Origin of the sequence: Ensifer sp. NPDC090286, assembly GCF_044769565.1 — a bacterium.
Classification (GTDB): domain Bacteria; phylum Pseudomonadota; class Alphaproteobacteria; order Rhizobiales; family Rhizobiaceae; genus Ensifer.
Window position 1 is genome coordinate 969,562 of sequence record NZ_JBIVYF010000002.1, and the last position, 19,572, is coordinate 989,133.

Annotated in this window: 12 protein-coding genes; 1 reads left to right on the forward strand and 11 read right to left on the reverse strand. The window is 62.7% G+C overall.

All coding sequences use genetic code 11. From position 1 onward, the window contains the following. Positions 1–155 precede the first annotated feature (155 nt). The 8 genes from ACIQUG_RS14645 to cyoA all read right to left on the reverse strand — a co-directional run bounded on the left by ACIQUG_RS14645 (position 156) and on the right by cyoA (position 14,949). Positions 156–2,360: a TonB-dependent siderophore receptor gene (locus ACIQUG_RS14645; protein WP_402322808.1), complete on the reverse strand. Its 2,205-nt coding sequence runs from the start codon at positions 2,358–2,360 to the stop codon at positions 156–158. Positions 2,361–2,534: 174 nt separating this feature from the next. Further along, positions 2,535–3,419 (reverse strand): helix-turn-helix domain-containing protein, encoded by an 885-nt coding sequence (locus tag ACIQUG_RS14650; RefSeq protein WP_402322811.1) that lies wholly within the window; start codon positions 3,417–3,419, stop codon positions 2,535–2,537. 115 nt (positions 3,420–3,534) lie between these two features. Further along, positions 3,535–9,570: a putative Ig domain-containing protein gene (locus ACIQUG_RS14655; RefSeq protein ID WP_402322815.1), complete on the reverse strand. Its 6,036-nt coding sequence runs from the start codon at positions 9,568–9,570 to the stop codon at positions 3,535–3,537. A 402-nt stretch (positions 9,571–9,972) separates the two neighbouring features. Then, positions 9,973–10,725 carry an SURF1 family protein gene (locus ACIQUG_RS14660; protein ID WP_402322818.1) on the reverse strand — a complete coding sequence of 251 codons (753 nt, stop codon included), beginning with the start codon at positions 10,723–10,725 and terminating at the stop codon, positions 9,973–9,975. A gap of 22 nt (positions 10,726–10,747) precedes the next feature. After that, a complete protein-coding gene (gene cyoD / locus ACIQUG_RS14665; RefSeq protein WP_043621262.1) occupies positions 10,748–11,152 on the reverse strand; it encodes a cytochrome o ubiquinol oxidase subunit IV in 405 nt (134 codons plus the stop codon). Beyond that, a complete protein-coding gene (gene cyoC, locus ACIQUG_RS14670) occupies positions 11,149–11,769 on the reverse strand; it encodes a cytochrome o ubiquinol oxidase subunit III (RefSeq protein WP_192449924.1) in 621 nt (206 codons plus the stop codon). Before cyoC ends, cyoD begins: the two co-directional genes overlap by 4 nt. Before the next feature lie 4 nt (positions 11,770–11,773). Then, the gene (cyoB, locus tag ACIQUG_RS14675; RefSeq protein WP_402322823.1) at positions 11,774–13,777 is read right to left on the reverse strand and encodes a cytochrome o ubiquinol oxidase subunit I; all 2,004 of its coding nucleotides are present in this window, start codon (positions 13,775–13,777) and stop codon (positions 11,774–11,776) included. 80 nt (positions 13,778–13,857) lie between these two features. Continuing rightward, positions 13,858–14,949, reverse strand: a complete 1,092-nt coding sequence (gene cyoA / locus ACIQUG_RS14680; protein WP_402322826.1) for a ubiquinol oxidase subunit II — start codon at positions 14,947–14,949, stop codon at positions 13,858–13,860. Between the two features lie 327 nt (positions 14,950–15,276). Between cyoA and ACIQUG_RS14685 the strand changes: the two genes are divergently transcribed. Further along, on the forward strand, positions 15,277–16,602 hold the full coding sequence (locus tag ACIQUG_RS14685) for an MFS transporter (protein ID WP_043621273.1): 1,326 nt from the start codon (positions 15,277–15,279) through the stop codon (positions 16,600–16,602). A gap of 121 nt (positions 16,603–16,723) precedes the next feature. Here the strand turns inward: ACIQUG_RS14685 and ACIQUG_RS14690 are convergent, their stop codons facing one another. From ACIQUG_RS14690 to ACIQUG_RS14700, 3 genes are all read right to left on the reverse strand, one after another. Continuing rightward, positions 16,724–18,040 carry a sensor histidine kinase gene (locus ACIQUG_RS14690; RefSeq protein WP_402322830.1) on the reverse strand — a complete coding sequence of 439 codons (1,317 nt, stop codon included), beginning with the start codon at positions 18,038–18,040 and terminating at the stop codon, positions 16,724–16,726. A gap of 4 nt (positions 18,041–18,044) precedes the next feature. After that, on the reverse strand, positions 18,045–18,698 hold the full coding sequence (locus ACIQUG_RS14695; RefSeq protein WP_402322833.1) for a response regulator transcription factor: 654 nt from the start codon (positions 18,696–18,698) through the stop codon (positions 18,045–18,047). 138 nt (positions 18,699–18,836) lie between these two features. After that, a complete protein-coding gene (locus ACIQUG_RS14700; protein WP_402322836.1) occupies positions 18,837–19,571 on the reverse strand; it encodes a methyltransferase family protein in 735 nt (244 codons plus the stop codon). Position 19,572: the final 1 nt, after the last annotated feature.

Here is a 19,572-nt window from a genome sequence, read left to right on the forward strand (position 1 = left end):
CTCTCCATCTAAAGGCCACTACCCGTTTCGAGTGCTCTCAGTCGTCAGCGCCTTTGGCGTGCGATAGCGGCACTCCGGGTTGAAAACAGGGCGCTCCCCAACACGGGTTGAGCGCCCTGTTTGCTTTTGACAGATCGTCGATCAGCCGACCGGTCTCACCAGGTCTTGCTGAGCTTCAACGTGACCGTGCGCGCATCGCCGTATCCGCAAACAAGCAGGCCGCTGCAGCCGCTGACATAGTCCTTGTCGAACAGGTTGGTGACGTTGAGGGCAGCACCCCAGCCATCTTTCTCGTAGCGCAGGGCTGCGTCGAAGATAGTCGATGCGGGCACCTTCTTGGTGTTTTCCTTGTCCGCCCAGCTCTCGCCGCGATAGCGCACGCCGGCGCCGAGGCTGAGGCCTTCCAGCGCGCCTTGCTGCACCGTGTAGTCGAGCCACAGCGAGGCCTGTGTATCGGGCGCTAGATAGGGCGACTTGCCGATCAGCGCCCGGTTTGCGTCCTCGGTCACCTCGATATCCGTGAAATCGAGACCCGCAATCAGCTTCCAGCTTTCGTCAAGATTGACCTTGCCCTCGAACTCGATGCCGCGGGAACGGACTTCACCGGTCTGGGTGGAGATGCTGGTCAGCGGGTCGGTCACGAGAGCGTTGCGCTTGGTCAGCTGGTAGATGGACGCCGTCAGAACGCCGTCAAAGAAGGTCGGTTCGTACTTGATCCCGGCCTCGAACTGCTCGCCCTCTTCCGGCTTGGTGTTGCCGGTCGCCGTTACCGCCACGACCGGATTGAAGAAGGTCGCGGCGCTGACGTACGGGGTGAGGCCATTGTCGAATTCATAGGCAAGTCCGGCGCGGCCGCTGAGAGCGCCTTCGCTGTAGTCGAAGCTCGAATTCTGGGTCGGCGCCCAGAAGGTCGGTCCATTGTCGGTTTTTGTGTCGACATAGTCGTAGCGGCCGTTAAGCGTCACGAGCCAGCCATCGCCGAAGCGGATCTGGTCTTGCGCGTAAACGCCGAGCTGCTGCTGCGTGATCACCTGGTTGATGTAGATGGCGTTGGCGGGTTGCGGTGCGCCATAGACCGGGTCGGTGGCGCTGATCGGCGTTCCCGCCGACGACGCCTGGACGTGGTCCAGCCGGAAGAACTTGTAGTCGAGACCAACGAGGACTGTATGTTCAAGCGCTCCCGTCTCGAACTCGCCTTCAAGCCGGTTGTCGACGGCAAACGTATCCACCTTCGAGGTCGCCTCGAAGCCAAGGCGATAAAGCAGATTGCCCGGGGTCGCCGGCGTGTTCGAAACCGGGAAGGGAAGGCTTGGATCGTAGTAGCCGTAGGTGTAAGGCCCGTTTTCGTGCTTGTAGAGATGGCCGTAGCGCAGGTTCTGGCTGAACTGCCAGCCGCTGTCGAACTCGTGCTTGAATTCGTAGCCGAGCATCTGCTGCACGTAGGTTCCGGTATCGATGTCCGGTTCGCCGAAGAAGGCCTTGCGATCGATCTTGCCGAAGGATGCGTCGACGACGGAGCCGGTATACGGCAGGAAGCCGCCGCCGGTATGGACCTGATCGAGACCCTGCAGCAGGCCGTAGACGGTCAGGCTGGTCGCATCGTCGGGCTGGTAGGTGATCTGCGGCAGAATGAAGCCGCGCAGATCTTCCGAGTGGTCGACATAGTTGTTGCCGCCGGAAACCTTGCCGGTGACGCGGTAGTTGATCGCGTCGTCCAGCTGCCGGTTCACGTCGATGCCGAGAAAGGCATTGCCGTTGTTGTTGATGCCGGTCTCGACATAGGTCGAGTCCTCTGCCTGCGGCCGCTTGCTAATCAGGCTGATGATGCCGCCCGGATTGGCACCGCCATAAAGCACGGAGGCCGGGCCCTTGAGCACTTCGACACGCTCCAGCATGAAAGGGTCGATCTGGAACCCACCGAAACCGTAGGAGAAGAGGTTGAGACCGTCGAGGAAGACGCCCGTCTGCGACGCGTCGAAGCCACGAATGTAGAACCAATCGGTATCCGGGTCGACGCCGAAGGGCTCGGCCATCACGCCCGGCGTGTAGCGCAATGCCTCGTCGACCTTGTTGACGACGCCGCGGTCGTCAAGCTCCTCGCGTCCGATGACGGAAACGCTCTGCGGGATTTCGGCGATCGGCGTTGCGGATTTCGAACCGGTCGTCGTTGCCTTGGCGACATAGCCATCGACCGGCCCGGTTGCATCGCTCTCTGTCCTGGCGCTTGTCGCCTCGATCGTTTCCAACCTCGTCGCCGGTGCATCCTGCGCGATAGCTGCGCCCGCCGCCAGAACCGCAACGGCGGCGACCCCGCTCGCCAGCCATTCCGTCAGCCGTATTGCCTTGCCTCTTACCATCATCTGTCTGTCGTCTCACCCGATCGACCGCAGGGCCTTTCCAGGCGACGCGGCTTACACCCTCTAATAAGATGAGTGTTTATATCAACTATTCGGGCAACTCTTGTCGCGATCGGCGGAAATTGAACGTTCCTGGGCTCTTTACTGCGAACAACTGCTTTGGAAGATGGCACTTGCTCAGGCCGTTCGGTTGCGCTTCCACGCTGCCGGCGTGGCACCTACGACTTTGCGGAACACCCGGGTGAAGTGCGCCTGATCGGAGAAGCCGGTTTCGGCCGCAACCGTCGTCAACGACGCCTCGTTCTTCAGCAACAATTCCTTGGCTCTTTCGACCCGTGCATTGGTCTGCCACTGGTGCGGCGCCATGCCGGTCGACGCCTTGAACGCATGGCTGAAATGCGACTGCGACAGTCCGGCAAGGGACGCCAATTCCTCCAGGCGGATGTTGCGCCCCCAGTTCTCTTCGATGTACTCAACCGCACGGCGAAGCTGCCAGGCCGCAAGCGGGCTGCGTTTGCGGCCGTCGTTGCGGTTGAGTTTCATCAGGTCGATGAACAGGGCGACCGTGAGGCCATCGCCGTAGAGATCGTGCAAGGGCTGCGGGTTGACGCATTCGGCGGCGATCAATTGCGCGAGTTGCAGAAAGCGCTCGTCATGAAACATCAGCCGCGGCGTGTCGCAACGGCCAGCATCGAGATCTTCCGCCAGGCGCCGGCTGAGGACATCGAGATTGAAATGCAAATCGAGGTGACGGATGCGCCTGACATCGACCATGTCCGCCCAGATTTCCATGCCCGCTGGAATATAGGAAAGCGCCTGCTGGTGCGCGTTCGCGACCGCGCCGCGCCCGTCGGGCGAAAGCCTGACATTGCAGCGGCTACCGCCCTCGGCGTCGAGCACGATGAACATGCGCGGATCATCCGAGAGATAGTGGCCACCTGCCCTCGCCTCGCACTCGACGTCCCAGACATCGGCGATGATGCCGTTCCACTCTCGCCGATTGAGCCCGCCGACCACCTTGAACCCGGAAATCTTGTTCTGCATCCGCGGTTGAAACGACATCCAGGCTTATCCAATGCTCTAGGGACGAGGCGACGCCTCCGGCTAATTCCTTCCTCTATTACTCATCTTTAATGTTTTGCGGAAGCCCCGTCGATAGGCGACGGGGCTTCCGCCGTCAGAACCGGACGCGTGCGCCGACTTTGGCGCCGGCGGCTTGCGAACCGTCACCCTCGATGTTGAACAGTAGCGAGAAGTCGAGGTCCCAGTTGTCGTTGTTGGAAAGGGCAAGCCCGGCCGAGACCCGACCAAACAGGCCTTCGCCATCGAGCGAGGCAAAGCCGACATCGGCGCCGATCGTCGGCGACAGGATCAGGCCGTTTTCCAGTTCCAGCGTCCGCTCGACATCAAAGCCGATGCTGAAGCGCGCCTGTTCCTCGATGAAGCCCTTGAGGTCGATCGTCTCTCCAAGCGCGTTCTTGACGGTGTAGTCGTCGACCTCTTCGTTGAAGTAGACGGCTCTGAGCTTCGGTGTCAGCACGGTGATCTCGTCGAGCTGCCACTCGCCGGTCAGCTTGACGTCCGCCATCCAGCGGGTCGTGTCGAAGGTGCCGGTGAAGATGCCGGTGTCGATGTCGTTTGACGAGCCGCCATAGAGCAGGTTGGCATCGAGGAAGACGCCCTGGCCGATTTCGAACGAGGCATAGGGACCGGCGAGCCAGCCGTTGCCTTTAAGTTCGGCATCCTCGTCGGTCGGATCGCTCATGTAGTCGTAGTGGAACGACAGGCCGACCAGCGCCCGCTCGTTGACGAGATAGTCGGCGCCGATCGAGAACAGGGCGAAGTTGCCCCACTTGTCGCTCTCGTCATCCTTGTCCTTGTGGAACAGGAAGCTGCCGTCCATCCAGATGTCGAACGGCTGGTCGGTCGCAGCAAAGCTGCCGCCGGCCGCAGCCGCATCGGCGGCGTCGCGTGCCGCCTGGATCTGCGACAGGCTGGTGGAAAACCCGAGCCGCGCGCCTTTCTCCGACGGAGTGACAGTCGTCGTCACCGGATCTGTGCTTGCCGCCGCCCGACGGCGCTCGATCAGCCCCGGAACCTTGACCGTCGACGACAGCATGTTTTGCCGGTTGCGCACGAAATCGCGCACCAGGCCGTCGATCTCCTCGCCGGCTGCGACACGGTCGAGCGCAATCTTATAGGTGACGGAGCCGAGATTGGAGGCGCCGAGCGCGCTTCTCAAGGTGTAGCTGACCACCGCCGAGCCGGAATATGACGGGTTCGGCGTGAACTTCAGATAGAAGCCGACCGGCGTGAAGCTGCCGGCGGCCGCAAGCTCGCCTTCGATGATCTCGGCGCGGCCTGCAATCGGCGGCGAGACGGAGGCGACCGAGGCGTCGATGAAGGGACCACCGGTGGCGCCACCGTTCAGATAGACATCCTTCGGCGTCGAACCGGCCGGAACCTCGACGACGACATTGGGCACCGTCACCGCGCGGGCGTTCAGCTTCAGCGTATAGGCGGCCGAACCGCTGGCACCGCGGCTGTCGACGACGCCAATGGTGAAGCCGTAGGTGTCGGGCGCCGCATCGGCGGCAACCGGCCCGGTCAATTCGCCGGTCGAGATGTTGAGCACCATGCCCTTCGGCAAAGTACCGCTCTTGACGCTGTAGATCAGCGCGCCGGTGCCGCCGCTTGCGGAAATCGGCGCGGAATAGGTCTCACCGACCATGGCGTCCGGAAGGCTGCCGGGCGACGGGGTAAAGACGATGTTGGCGGAGGCAACAGCGATCCGGTAGCTGGCCTGGCCTGTCGCGCCATGGGCGTCCGTCGCCGTCACGGTGAAGCCGAAATCGCCGTCGGCCGAAGGCCGTCCTGAAATCGACCCGCTCGATGCATCGAGCGTGAGACCGCCCGGCAGCGCACCCGACGAGACCGTGTAGCTGTAGGGGGCCGTGCCGGCGCTGGCGGCAATGCTCTGGCTATAGGAAACGCCGGGCACGCCGTTGGCAAGCGCCCCGCCTGCCGGCGTCAACACCAGCACCGGCGGCGAGACCGTAACCGAAACGGTGGCCGGCGCCGACGTGCCGGTCGCATTCGTTGCCGTGTAGGTGAAGCTGTCCGCCCCCGAATAACCGGCCGCCGGCGTGTAGAGGATCGTTGTCCCCGTCACCGTCGCCATGCCATGCGCTGGCGCCGTGGCGATCGCAACCGACGTCGCCGCCCCGCCCGTCAGATTGAGGCTAATGGCATTTGCGCTGGAGTTCGCAGCGACAGTGGCGCCGACCGGGCCGGCCGATGGCGCCTCTACAGCGACCGCGAGACTATAGCTTGCCGTGCCCGTCGCATTGTTCGCGTCGGTCGCCGTCACCGTGAACGTTGCCGGTCCATCGCTGGTCGGCGTTCCGGACAGGCGGCCGTCGGCTGCCAGCGTCACCCCAGCCGGAAGTGCACCGCCGGTCACCGCATAGGTGTAGGGAGCGGTTCCGTTGGCAGCGGTGATCGTCAGATCATAAGCATCGGCAACCGTAGCACCAGCAAGCGCACCCGCAGCAGGCGTGAAGGCGAATGTCGGCGGCGACACCGTAACCGTAACCGTCGCCGGGGCGGATGTGCCGGTCGTATTGGTTGCCGTATAGGTGAAGCTGTCAGCGCCGGAGAAGCCGGCCGCCGGCGTGTAGCTGAACGTGTTTCCAGCCACCGTGGCCGTGCCATGCGATGGGGTCGCTACGATGGCGACCGAAGCGGCCGTGCCGCCCGTAAGATTGGGCGAAATCACGTTCGCCGACGAGTTGGCGGCAACGGTTGCCGTTGTCGCGTTGGCGATCGGCGCCTGGATGCGCACCGTCAGGCTATAGCTGCCGCTGGTTCCGGTGGCGCCATAGCTGTCGGTCGCTGCAACCGTGAAGGTGAAGCTGCCGTCTTCGGTCGGCGTGCCGGCAAGCGCACCCGACGGATCGAGCGTAAGCCCGGCCGGCAGGCTGCCGCTGGCGAGCGAATAGCTGTAGGGCCCCGTGCCGCCGCTGGCGTCGAAGCTCTCGCTATAGGCCGTCGCCACGGTTGCGACCGAAAGAGCCCCGGCGGCCGGCGTAAAGGCGAAGATCGGCGCCGAGACGGTGAACGACTGGCTGACGGTGGGGGCTGCCAGATAGGCGCTGTCGCCGGCCTGAGAGACCTCGATGGTGCAGGTGCCGCCGTTGCGGAAGCTCACGGCACCACCCGAAGTGACGACGCAGACATTGGGCGTCGAGGACTGCCAGGCGACCGGCAGTCCGGAGCTGGCGCTCGCGCTCAAGCTCACCGGTGTCGCATAATCCTGCGATCCCGGATTGGCAAAGCTGATCGTCTGCGGCCCCTTCGGCGTCACCGCAGTGGAGGCGGCCGAGACCGCGCCCGGGCCGACGCTATTGGTCGCGGTCACCGTGAACGTATAGCTGGTGCCGTTGCTCAGGCCCGAGACCGTCAGCGGGCTTGCCGGACCTGTCTTGCTCAGGCCGCCGGGGCTGGCGGTGACGGTGTAATCGGTGATCGCTGCGCCGCCGGTGTTGACCGGTGCTGCAAAGGCGACCTCGGCCGAGGCGTTGCCGGCCGTGGCGACAACGCCGGTCGGCGCATCCGGCACGACCGCGTTGACGACGAACGAGCGGCTGGTCTGCATCGCCGGCAGATAGGTGCTGTCACCCGCCTGGTCGGCAAGGACGGTGCAGGTGCCGGTCGATGCGAAGGCGAGCAGTCCGCCGGGCGAAATCGTGCAGACCGCCGGCGTTGACGACGTGAAGCTGACCGTCAGGCCGGAGTCTGACGTCGCCGTCAGGGTCGGGGTCGTACCGAAGTTCTGCGTGCCCGGATTGGCAAAGGTGATCGTCTGGATCGTGCGCGGCGTCACCGCGTTGGAGGCAGCCGAGGCCGGACCGGGCGTGCTGCCGTTCTCCGCGACCACCGTGAAGGTATAGCTCATGCCGTTGGTGAGGCCGGCGACGACCACCGGACTGGAGGTGGCGTCTCCGGTCAAACCGCCCGGGCTCGAGGTCACGACATAACGCGAGATCGGCGCGCCGCCGGTGTTAACAGGCGCGACAAAGGCAATGCTCGCCTGGCTGTCGCCCGCCGTCGCAACCGCCCCCGTTGGCGCACCTGGCGAAACCGCGTTCACCGTGAAGCTCTGCGTCACCGTCACCGCAGCAAGATAGGTGCCGTCACCCGTCTGGTCGGCACTGATCGTGCAGGTGCCGGCCGAACCGAAGGCCAGCAAACCACCAGAACCGACCGTGCACACAGCCGTCGTCGACGACGTGAAGCTCACCGGCAGGCTCGAACTCGCCGAAGCCGTCAACGTCGGAGACGTGCCGTAGTTCTGCGAACCGGGATTGGCGAACGTGATCGTCTGCGTCGCCTTCGGCGTCACCGCATTCGACGCGGCTGACGCCGGACCGATACCAATACCGTTCGTCGCTGTCACCGTGAACGTGTAGCTGGTGCCGTTCGTGAGGCCGGTAACATCGATCGGACTCGACGTCCCAGTCCCTATGAAACCGCCCGGATCGGACGTCACCGTATAGCTCGCGATCGCAGAGCCGCCATTCACAGGCGGGGCCGAAAAATGGACCTTCGCCGCGCGGTCACCTTCCACGGCGGTACCGATGACCGGTGCATCCGGTGCAACCGCTGCGACATTGAGCGTGAGGACCTGGCTGCCAGTCGATCCGTAGGCATCCGTGGCAGTAACCGTGAAGGTGAACCCACCGGCCGCCGTCGGCGTTCCCGACAGCGTGCCGTTGCTCGCCAATGTCAATCCAGCGGGAATCGCCCCTTGTGTGACGGCGAGGCGATACGGGCTAGCTCCGCCGGCCCCCGCCAACGCTTGAGAATAGGCTGCGCCGAATGTGGCGTCAGAAAGTGTGGTCGGGCCGATCGTGATCGCCGGGGCGGCGATGTTCACGGTATAGGCGCGTGACGCAGTCGATCCTTCGGCGTCCGTCGCGGTCACGGTAAAATTGAAGGAGCCGCTGGCGGACGGTATTCCCAAAAGATCGCCGTCATTCAGCAGGAACATCCCGGCAGGCAGTGCCCCGGAGGTCCGAGCGAAGGTCTTTGTACCAGACCCGCCGCTCGCTGAAATGTCCGCTGAAGTGTAGTTCTGGTTGTAGACCGGCGCCGGCAGCGTTGACGGTGATAGGACGATGGGCTCGTAGGTGATCGTATTGTCGCTGCTCGTCGAAGCGAGATTGAGGAAGCCCGCAACGCTCCGGGCTTTGCCAGCGGGTATGCTGGCTGTAACCGTGCCTGCCTGTGACATGCCGCTGACAGTAACGCGATAGTTGGCGCCCGAACCGGAAACGCTTGCCGTCGTGGCGCCTGCCGTTCCCGACAGTTGGACGTCGCTGCCGGTAAAGCCGGTTACGGACTTGTTGAACACCACATCGAACGCAATCGCCGTCTTGGCGCTGGGATCGGCCTGGCCCGTCGCCTGGTTGATCGTCACGGTGGGCTCGGTATCGACCCAATGGTTCGCGCCTGTTGCAGAGCCCGTGCTGCAGCCGCTGCCACCGCCATAGGTGACCGAAACCGGGTGTTCGCCGTTCGCCAAGGTCGTTGGATGGAACGTTGCCGACGAGGACGCGCTCACGGGCCCCGTCGGGGTCAGCCCGAGTGTTGCCGATTGCGAACCGATCGAAATCGTCACGTTGCCCGGCGGTGACTGGCCGGCATTGCAGCCCATCGACGAAACCGTGGCCGTTACAGATACGGGGTCTCCCGGACGCGACGGGTTCGGCGAGGAGGCGACGTCGAGCACAACAGGGCCGCCTGTTGCGGCACGCACGACGATCGTCGGGCTGGTGGCGCTGAACCTTCCATTGCCCCCGATGCGCGAGCCAGCGAATTGCACGAAGTCGGACAATTGCCCGGACATCACGTCGTTGGCATCAACCCGGTAGGAACCGGTGCAGGTTATCGGCGACGAACCGCTGCCGACCGGGCCGCACGAAACGGCAACGCCTTTGATCGCGCTGGTCGCGGCATCAACGCCGGTAATCGTGTAGGCACCGGGATTGATCACATAGGTGAAGTTGATCGTGTCGCCGAGCGCGTTGAAGGTCGTGGGGTTGGCCGATATCTCAACGGACTGCGCCGAAGCGCTCAATGCCGAAACCAACAGCATGATCGTCGCGAAGAACGACAGAAAAGCGCCACGCAAAAAAGCGGACGAAAACACTCGTCCGTTCGTGGCGTTGCCAGCCCACAGCCCCATAAGTACCCCCAAAATATACCGGGCCCCACCCGGCGGAGGCAGCTAATTAAGCAGTGGGGAAAGAGTCAATCTTGCAACTCACCATTGTTGCGGAAAGCCGCATCTCGAAAGCCTATGTGGCTTACTCGTCACACTTTTTGGCGCCGAAAGATGGAGCCGTTCGCCGATTCCGGGCACGGTGCGCCAGCATTTCAACCCAGGAGGGAATGCGGTTCCAATCCAATTCGTCGGGCGAGACTTTCGGCGTCAAGCAGCGAGAATCGCTGCCCGCCCATTGGAGGATCCCGATCATGGAGCGCAGAAACCAACCGGAGACGACGGCCATCATGCGTCGCCCGGATGCCCGTCGCGCGCTTTCTGCCGGGCCTAATCCGATCTGGTCGACTTGCGGTGGACTATGTAGACGCCGGCTACACTCATGATGGCCAGGGCGAACCAGGTCAGCGCGTAGACGAGGTGGCTGTTGCGAAAGCTGACGACGGTCAGACCGCCGATCGGCAGGCCGCCAGGGTTCTGCGTCGCGTCCGCATCGATGAAATAGGGGGCGACATCCGTCAGCCCTTTTGCCGTCGCGATTGCTGCGACATCGCGGGAAAACCAGCGATCGCCTGCGGGATCGTTGGATCGAAGAAAGGCGCCGCCCGGTTCGCTGATGCGCAAAAGCCCGGTGACCCCGGTCAACCCTAGTGCTTCGCCTTCCGCGCGATCAGCCCGATCACGCCGGTCGGCAGGCACGAAGCCGCGGTTGACGAGAACCATCGTGCCGTCTTCGCGGTGCAGCGGCGTTAGCAGCCAGAATCCGGCACCCCGCTCGGTTACGGCCTGCACCAGCACCGATTGGTCATGATTGAAGGTGCCCGTCGCCGTGACGCGAAGATATTCGTCCTTCTCCGGGGTGATGCTGTCCCAATCCGGCCGCACCGGGGCCGGCAGTGCTGCCGCATGCACGCGCGCATCGACGCGTGCGATCAGGTCCAGTTTCCAGAAGAGCCGCTGGATCTGCCAGGTCCCGAGCGCGACGAAGACGACGGCGAGAAGCAGGAGCGCGCCCGTCAAAAGGAAACGGGCGCGGGAGGACGCCTTCGCACCCTCCCCTTTCACGTCGTGGCCGCCGGTCATGTTCGCGTCTGCCCGCCCCCGATCAGGGCATGTTCTTCATCATCTCGTGGGTCATCGGCATCATGTTCGTATTGAGGTGATGCATGACCCAGAGCGAGCCGGCGAGCGCGATGCCGACGATGATGATCGTGAAGATCAGCGCCATCAGCGTCCAGCCGCCTTCCGAACGGGCGTTCATGTGCAGGAAGTAGATAACGTGCACGACGATCTGCACGACGCCGATGCCCATGACGAGCACGGCCGTCAGCAGCTTGCTGTCGAGCACGCCGCCCATGACCAGCCAGAACGGGATGGCCGTCAGGATCACCGACAGGATGAAGCCCGTCATGTAGCTCTTGAGCGAACCATGCCCGGCAGCGTCGCCCGGATGGCTGTGTGCGTGATGAGGCTCGAACGCGCTTTCGTGGCCAGGATGCTGCGAACTCATCCGAGTACTCCCAACAGATAGACGAAGGAGAAGACGCCGATCCAGATGACGTCGAGGAAGTGCCAGAACATGGAGAGGCACATCAGACGACGGCGGTTCTCCGGATTCAGTCCATGTTTCTTGACCTGCACCATCAGCGTGATCAACCAGATGATGCCGAAGGTGACGTGCAGGCCGTGCGTGCCGACCAGCGTGAAGAACGAGGACAGGAAGGCCGAACGCGTCGGACCGGCACCCTCGTGGATCAGGTGGTAGAACTCATAGAGCTCGAGCGCGAGGAAGATCGCGCCGAACACGCCGGTGACGCCGAGCCAGAACAGCGTCTCCATCTTGGCGTTGCGCTCCATCTGGAGCATGGCAAAGCCGTAGGTGATCGACGAGAACAGGAGCATCGCCGTGTTGATGGCGATGAGGTTGAGGTCGAACAGGTCGGCCGGCGCCGGACCTGCCGCATAGTTGCGGCCAACCACGCCGTGCGTGGCGAAGAGAACGGCGAAGATCAGGCAGTCGCTCATCAGGTAGAGCCAGAAACCCAGCATGGTGCTGTGCTCCGGGTGATGATCTTCCTTCAGGTAGAACTGCGGCTTTTCTGTTTCTTGGACTTGGGTTTGGCTCATCGTTTCAGATCCGTTCCGCAAGCAGCTTCGAGCGTGCGTCTTCGGTCGCCGCGACGGTTTCCGCGGGAATGAAGAAATCACGGTTGTAGTTGAAGGTGTGACCGATGGAGACGGCGATCAGAGCGACGAAGGATACCGCCGCCAGCCACCAGATGTACCAGATCAACGCGAAGGCGAGCACGACGCTGAGGCCGGAGAGAATGACGCCCGTGCCGGTGTTCTTCGGCATGTGGATCGGCTTGAAGCCTTTGAGCGGGCGCTCGTAACCGCGGCTCTTCATGTCGTACCAGCTGTCGTGGTCATGCACGACGGGCGTGAAGGCGAAGTTGTAGTCCGGCGGCGGCGACGAGGTCGACCATTCGAGCGTGCGGCCGTCCCAGGCATCCCCCGAGGTTTCGCGCAGCTGATCGCGGCGCAGATAGCTGACGACGAGCTGGATGATGAAGGACGCGATGCCGATGGCGATCAGGATCGCACCAAAGGCGGCGATGATGAACCAGATCTGCAGCGACGGGTCTTCGAACTGGCTGACGCGACGGGTAACGCCCATCAGGCCGAGCACATAGAGCGGCATGAAGGCAAAGAAGAAGCCGATCTGCCAGAACCAGAAGCTCATCGCGCCCCAGAAGTAATCGAGCTTGTAGCCGAAGGCCTTCGGCCACCAGTAGACGACGCCGGCCATCAACCCGAACAGCACGCCGCCGATGATGACGTTGTGGAAGTGGGCGATGAGGAACAGCGAGTTGTGCAGCACGAAGTCCGCCGGGGGAATGGCCAGCATGACACCGGTCATGCCGCCGATCACGAAGGTGACCATGAAGCCGATCGTCCACAGCATCGGCAGTTCGTAGCGGATGCGCCCGCGATACATGGTGAAGAGCCAGTTGAACATCTTCGCGCCCGTCGGGATCGAGATGATCATCGTGGTGATGCCGAAGAAGGCGTTGACCGAGGCACCCGAACCCATCGTGAAGAAGTGATGCAGCCACACAAGGTAGGACAGGATCATGATCACGCAGGTGGCGTAGACCATCGAGGTGTAGCCGAACAGACGTTTGCCGCAGAAGGTCGCGACGACCTCGGAGAAGATGCCGAAGGCCGGCAGGATCAGGATGTAGACTTCCGGGTGGCCCCAGATCCAGATGAGGTTGACGTACATCATCGGATTGCCACCAAGGTCATTGGTGAAGAAGTTGAAGCCGAGGTAGCGGTCGAGCGACAACAGCGCCAGTGTCGCCGTCAGGATCGGGAAGGTCGCGACGATCAGGATGTTGGTGCAGAGCGAGGTCCAGGTGAAGACCGGCATCTTCATGAAGGTCATGCCCGGAGCGCGCATCTTCACGATGGTCGCAATCAGGTTGATACCTGATAGCGTCGTGCCGACACCCGCGACCTGCAAGCCCCAGATGTAATAGTCGACACCGACGCCGGGACTGTAGTCCGCACCCGAGAGCGGCGGATAGGCGAGCCAGCCGGTGCGCGCGAATTCACCGACGAACAGCGACATCATGATGATGACCGCGCCGCCTGTCGTCATCCAGAACGAGAAATTGTTGAGGAAGGGGAACGAAACGTCACGCGCGCCGATCTGCAGCGGCACGACATAGTTCATGAAACCGGTGACGAAGGGCATCGCCACGAAGAAGATCATGATCACGCCGTGCGCCGTGAAGATCTGGTCGTAATGGTGCGGGTTGAGGTAGCCCTCGTTGCCGTTGAAGGCGATCGCCTGCTGCAGGCGCATCATGATCGCGTCGGCAAAGCCGCGCAGAAGCATGACGATCGCCAGGATGATGTACATGATGCCGATCTTCTTGTGATCGACCGATGTGAACCACTCGTGCCAGAGATAGCCCCAGAGCTTGTACTTCGTGATCAGCGCGACGATCGTCAGGCCACCGACGGCCACGGCCGCGAAGGTCGCGACAAGGATCGGCTCGTGATAGGGGATCGCTTCCCAGGTAAGCCGCCCGAAGATGAATTGCGTGAGGCTGGTGTCACCAAACATGGGTCTTCCAATATGTCTCGAATTGCGGCCCAAAAGGCCTTGGCGCTCGCTGGATCGAAGCCTGCGAGCGCGCGAAAGTCCTACTGCGTCTTGTGCATGTCGTGGTTCATCGGCTCTGCCGATGGTGCAGGCTGCTCTTCCTTGACGCCCTCGGCCGGTTCCTCGCTCTTGGCGGGATTGCCGGTTTCGGGGAAGGTCGCAGCCGGTGCGGCCGCTTCGGTCACACCACCCACATGGCGGTTGTCGTGCTCGAGCTTGGCCCGGTTCTCATGGCTTTCGACGCCGGCTCCGCCCATCATGTCGATGTGCATCATATCCTTCATGCACATCTGGCCTTCGCGCACGCACATGTTGAGAACGGCTTCATAGAGACTGTCGTCGACGGAAGCGTAGTAGCGCACCGGCTCCTTCACGCTCGGCTTTTCGAGCTTCAGGTAGGCGTCGCGATTGAGCATCGTGCCGTTCTGCTTGACCCGGGCAACCCAGGCGTCAAAGCCGGCCTGGTCCACACCGTGGAACTTGAAGCGCATGTGCGAGAAGCCGTCGCCGCTGTAGTTGGACGAAAGGCCCTCGTATTCGCCTGGCTTGTTGATCACGGCGTGCAGCTTGGTCTGCATGCCGGGCATGGCATAGATCATGCCGGCGAGCGCGGGAACATAGAACGAATTCATCACCGAGGAGGCGGTGATCTTGAAATTGATCGGCACGTCGACCGGCGCCGCCATCTCGTTCACCGTGGCGATGCCGTATTCCGGATAGAAGAACAGCCATTTCCAGTCGAGCGCGACGACTTCGACCGTGATCGGCTTCATCTCTTCGGTCACCGGGCGCGCCGCATCGATCCGATCGAGCGGTCGATAGGGGTCGAGCTTGTGGGTGCTGACCCAGGTGATCGCGCCGAGCGCGATGATGATGGCGAGCGGCGCCGACCAGATGATGACTTCGAGGCCGGTGGAATGGTGCCATTCCGGATCATACTTGGCGGCCGTGTTCGACTGGCGATAGCGCCAGGCAAAGAACAGCGTCAGGAAGAGGACGGGAACGATGATCAACAGCATCAGGACCGTCGAAATAACGATCAGATCCCGCTGCTGCGCGGCGATGTCACCGGAAGGCGACATCACCACCATGTTGCATCCCGAGAGAACGGAGAGCAACAGGACGGCAATCATCGATCGTCCGGCTAAACTATATGGCTTCGGCATTGCGGCCTCAACTTGCGTTTTGTCTAGTCGGCATTACTCGGGCATGATCGCGCATGGAAGTGAGGTCCATCGTCGCAGCGCAACATTTTGCCGCAGTGCAGTGAGGACCGTATCGCTCTATGCGCGTTTGTACGGGCGCAAAGGCTTATTGTCGGTTCGATGCCGGCTGTTCCAGCGAACGTTAGGCACGAACTCGAATGAGGCATGTGCGCATGTACGTGCACGGCATTCTTGATATCAGACGCCAATTGGTCAACACTCTAACGACAAGACGTTCGTTCGTCGGAGAAATTCATGGTTTCGGTCGCTAACCCAACATCGTCTGGTCTCGAACGGGACGCACGTCGCATTCACGAGGACGACAAGCCTCTGTCCCCCGGCAGCATCGCCATCGGCGTGGTCATTGGGCGAACCTCGGAGTTCTTCGACTTCTTCGTCTACGGCCTCGGCTCGATCCTCGTTTTCCCGAAGCTAATCTTCCCGTTCGCACCCAATGCGGTCACCGCGACGCTGATGTCCTTCGCGCTGTTCCCGCTTGCTTTCCTCGCTCGCCCGGTCGGCTCCTTCGTCTTCATGTGGGTCGACCGCAACTACGGGCGCGGCACGAAGCTGACGATCGCACTCGTCATTCTCGGTGGCTCGACGGCGTCGATCGCCTTCCTGCCCGGCTATGACACGATCGGATATTGGGCCGTCGCGCTCCTGGCGTTGTTCCGGCTCGGACAGGGCTTTGCGCTTGGCGGCGCCTGGGATGGCCTTGCATCGCTGCTGAACCTCAATGCGCCCCAGAATCACCGTGGCTGGTACGCGATGATCCCGCAGCTCGGCGCGCCGATCGGCTTTGCGCTTGCGAGCATCCTCTTCGGCTACTTCGTCAGCAACCTTTCGCAGGAAGATTTCCTCGCCTGGGGCTGGCGCTATCCCTTCTTCGTCGCCTTTGCGATCAACGTCGTGGCGCTCTTTGCCCGCCTTCGCATCGTCGCCAGCAAAGAGTTCGGCGCCGCCATGGAAGCCAAAGAGCTCGAGGCACGGCCGATCTTCGAGATGCTGAGCAAACACAGCATCGACGTTGTGCTCGGCGCCTTCGTGCCGCTTGCAAGCTTTGCGATGTTCCACCTCGTCACCATCTTCCCCTTAAGCTGGGTGACGCTCAATGGCGGCCAGTCGGCGGCTGAATTCCTGTGGGTTCAGGTGGCAGGTGCTGTCGTCGGTGCCATTGGCATCGTGCTTTCGGGCGTGATTGCCGACCGGGTCGGCCGCCGCAACCAGCTGATGATCGGTGCGATCCTGATCGCGATCTTCAGCTTCTCGGCCCCGTTCCTGCTCGATGCCGGCGGCAAGGGCCAGGACGCCTACATCCTGATCGGCTTCGCCATCCTCGGCCTTTCCTTCGGCCAGTCCTCGGGCGCTGTCTCCTCGCGCTTCACCCAGTATTACCGGTACACGGGTGCTGCTTTGACCTCGGATCTCGCCTGGCTCGTCGGTGCGGCCTTCGCGCCGCTCGTGGCGCTCGGCCTTGCCAGCAGCTTCGGCATCATCTTCATCGGCGGCTACCTGATTTCGGGTGCAATCTGCACGATCGCCGCGCTGAGCCTCACCCGGGCGCTCGACCAGCAGTAAGGTCTAGAGGCAACCGGGTTGCCGTTCCAGGCGCCCCGGTTACTCGTCCTTCCACCGCGTCGCCGTGATCGATAGCCACGAACCCCTTGGCTCAGACACCGCCGGGTTCACCGGCGAGCCATCAAAGGCGGACTTCCACCTCAAAACCCTGCGTTCTGCCCCGCGCTGGCGAAGCGATCCGCAATTCGCCCTGCATCTGCTCGACCAGCCGCTCAACGATGGCAAGGCCGAGCCCGGAACCGGAAGCCTCGGTCGCGCCGCGAACGAAGCGTTTGGTCAGGTTGGCGCGGACGTCGGCGGCGACGACAGCGCTTTCGTTGGTGACGCGGATACCCATCGGGTCGACATGGAGATCGACGCGGCTGCCCGGCGGGCTGTGGATCAGCGCGTTTTCGAGAAGATTGCGCAAAACGATCGCAAAGGCGTCCACCCGAATCGGGCGTTCGAGCACGGTGCCCTTGGCGACCTGAACATTCAGGCGGTTAGCCCCGAGCGCCGAGCGCTCCAGGTCCTGCATCACCACCATCAAGACCGGCAGCAAATCGTGCTGCTCGTCCGAAATGGCAATCTCGGCCTCGGCGCGCGACATCTGCAGCAGCTTCTCGGCAAGCCGGCTCAGATGCACGAGCGCCCGTTCGATCTGGGCGGTTCTCGGCTGGTATGCCGGCGGCACCTCGCGTGCCAGCCGTTGGGTCTGCGCGAGCGCCCCGGCAATCGGGGTCCGCAGTTCATGGGCGCTGTTCGATGTGAATTCCCGCTCCGCCTCCAGGCCTGCCTTCAGCCGCACCAAAAGCAGGTTCACGGAACGGGCGATCGCGCGCAATTCACGTGGCAGCGTCGCCTCGTCGATCGGCGCCAGGTTGCCGCTGTCCTTGGTCAGGATGTCGTCGCGCAGCTGCGAGACGGGCGACAGCGTGCTGCGGACGACGAAGACGATCGCAAGGATGCTTCCCGGTATCAGGACGAGCAACGGCAGAAGCAGCGCTGTTCCGCCTTCCATCAGCGCTTCTGTCCGATGCTCCATCGCATCGGCAACCTGCACGTAGAGCGATCCGTCGGTGTTGCCGGCCGTGTAGATCCGATGGGTGGCGGTCTGCGAGAAGCCTGTCGCAAGGGGAACGGCAAAGGGCTCCGGCGCGCCGTCGTCAAACAGGACACGGCCATCGCGGTCGCGCACCTGATAGGTGAGATATTGCGCATTGAGCGCCGGTGCCACGACGGAGGCTTTTGGCGCGCCGTCCGCCGCGTCTCTGGCGACGTCGTCGGCGACGATCTGCAGCAATCGCTCGGCCGTTTCCTGCACGCCGCTGTCGAAGATTTCGGTGAACTCGTCCTGCATCACGTAGACGCCAAGTCCGAGCGCAACGAACCAGAAGAGGGCAACGATGCCGGTAAGGGCAATCGCCAGTCTGCGGGTCATGCTCCTCTTGTCGGACATGCGATCACCTGAGGCAGTAGCCGAGGCCGCGCACGGTCTCGATCCGATCCGGCCCGATCTTCTTGCGCAGGCGGCTGATATAGACCTCGACCGTATTGCTTTCGATCTCGGCGCCAAAGGCGTAAAGCGCATCGTGCAGCTGCGCCTTGGAAACGAGCGCGCCGGGATGCGCGACCAGTTTGTCCAGCACGGCCCATTCGCGGGCGCTCAGGTTCTGGCTGTCGCCGTTGACGGCGATCTTGCGGCGAACCTGGTCGATCTCGATACCGGGCAGCTTGACCGTCGGCGCGGCGTTGCCGGAGTAGCGCCTGGAAACGGCCAGCATGCGGGCCGTCAGTTCATTGAGGTCGAAAGGCTTGACCAGATAGTCGTCCGCGCCGCTGTTGAGCCCCTCGATCCGGTCGGATATCTGGTCATGCGCCGTCAGGATGATCACCGGCGTGCCGTCGCCACGTGCGCGCAGCGAACGCAGAAGCATCAGTCCATCGCCGTCGGGCAGCCTGAGATCGAGCAGGATCAGTCCGTAGGTTACCGTGTCGGTCGCAGCCACCGCATCGAGCACGCGCTTGAACCAGTCCACCGCATGGCCGGCCGCGGCGACATGGTCGCGCAGCGCCTCCCCCAGAACCTGATCGTCTTCGACTAGTAGGACTCTCAAGATATCACCGGACACTTGTTCGTCCTTGCCTAGGGTCGATCGGGGATGGGCGTCAAGTCCTTGAGCCGCCAAGCGGAGAAATGCGATGACGGCGGCCCGTCTCGGCCGCCGCCCTCAAGGCGCAGAAAAGCGAGGATTTCAGGAGGCAACGGGATCGCGAAAGGCCCCGCGCCGCTTCTTGTAGCTGATGACAGCCGTCGCGATCCCGACCAGCGCCATCGCGCCGCCGAGAACAGCCAGCACGCCGGCATTTTGGCTAGACGACTCGTAGGTCGCGAACTTGTACATCTCTGTCGCCAGCACCGCGATCATAGCCGCCGAGACGGTCGAATAGTCCTTGCCGACGACACGCCTGATGTTGAACGTCATGCCTTCCGTCGACTGGCTGAAGTTGGAGAGGCGCAGCATCCAGCGCGGCACATCGCGGCAATAGGCGCGATAGGCGTCGCCGAAGGTGCGAAGCAGGAAGGCCTCCTCCGCATAAACGATGCACTGGTACATGAAGGCAAAGAGCCCGATACCGATCACGATGAGCATCGGGTTGCCGTGCAGCAGAAAGACGCCGGAGTAGAGCAGCATATTGCCGACATAGAGCGGGTTCCGACAAACGCCGAACATGCCCTCGGTCACCAGGTCCTTGGCGTAGACCTTCTTTTTCAGGCCACCACGCTGGATGTACTTGTAGCCGACGACCGTCGCGCGCAGTGCCAGGCCGGCCAGGATGACGAGAATCGCGACCGCGTCCTTGGCCAGCGTCAGCAGCGGATTGTCCAACACCAATGCCGGCGGCGGCATCAGCAGGAACAACACCACGATGATCGCGGGGAACAACTGGTTGCGGAAGCGGAAGAGAAAATTGCCGATCGCGATCATG

Excerpts from the sequence above, each read along its gene's own strand:
- ACIQUG_RS14645 (WP_402322808.1), bottom strand. The coding sequence starts at position 2,360 with ATGATGGTAAGAGGCAAGGCAATACGGCTGACGGAATGGCTGGCGAGC.
- ACIQUG_RS14650 (WP_402322811.1), bottom strand. The coding sequence starts at position 3,419 with ATGTCGTTTCAACCGCGGATGCAGAACAAGATTTCCGGGTTCAAGGTG.
- ACIQUG_RS14660 (WP_402322818.1), bottom strand. The coding sequence starts at position 10,725 with ATGACCGGCGGCCACGACGTGAAAGGGGAGGGTGCGAAGGCGTCCTCC.
- cyoD (WP_043621262.1), bottom strand. The coding sequence starts at position 11,152 with ATGAGTTCGCAGCATCCTGGCCACGAAAGCGCGTTCGAGCCTCATCAC.
- cyoC (WP_192449924.1), bottom strand. The coding sequence starts at position 11,769 with ATGAGCCAAACCCAAGTCCAAGAAACAGAAAAGCCGCAGTTCTACCTG.
- cyoB (WP_402322823.1), bottom strand. The coding sequence starts at position 13,777 with ATGTTTGGTGACACCAGCCTCACGCAATTCATCTTCGGGCGGCTTACC.
- cyoA (WP_402322826.1), bottom strand. The coding sequence starts at position 14,949 with ATGATTGCCGTCCTGTTGCTCTCCGTTCTCTCGGGATGCAACATGGTG.
- ACIQUG_RS14685 (WP_043621273.1), top strand. The coding sequence starts at position 15,277 with ATGGTTTCGGTCGCTAACCCAACATCGTCTGGTCTCGAACGGGACGCA.
- ACIQUG_RS14690 (WP_402322830.1), bottom strand. The coding sequence starts at position 18,040 with ATGTCCGACAAGAGGAGCATGACCCGCAGACTGGCGATTGCCCTTACC.
- ACIQUG_RS14700 (WP_402322836.1), bottom strand. The coding sequence starts at position 19,571 with ATGATCGCGATCGGCAATTTTCTCTTCCGCTTCCGCAACCAGTTGTTC.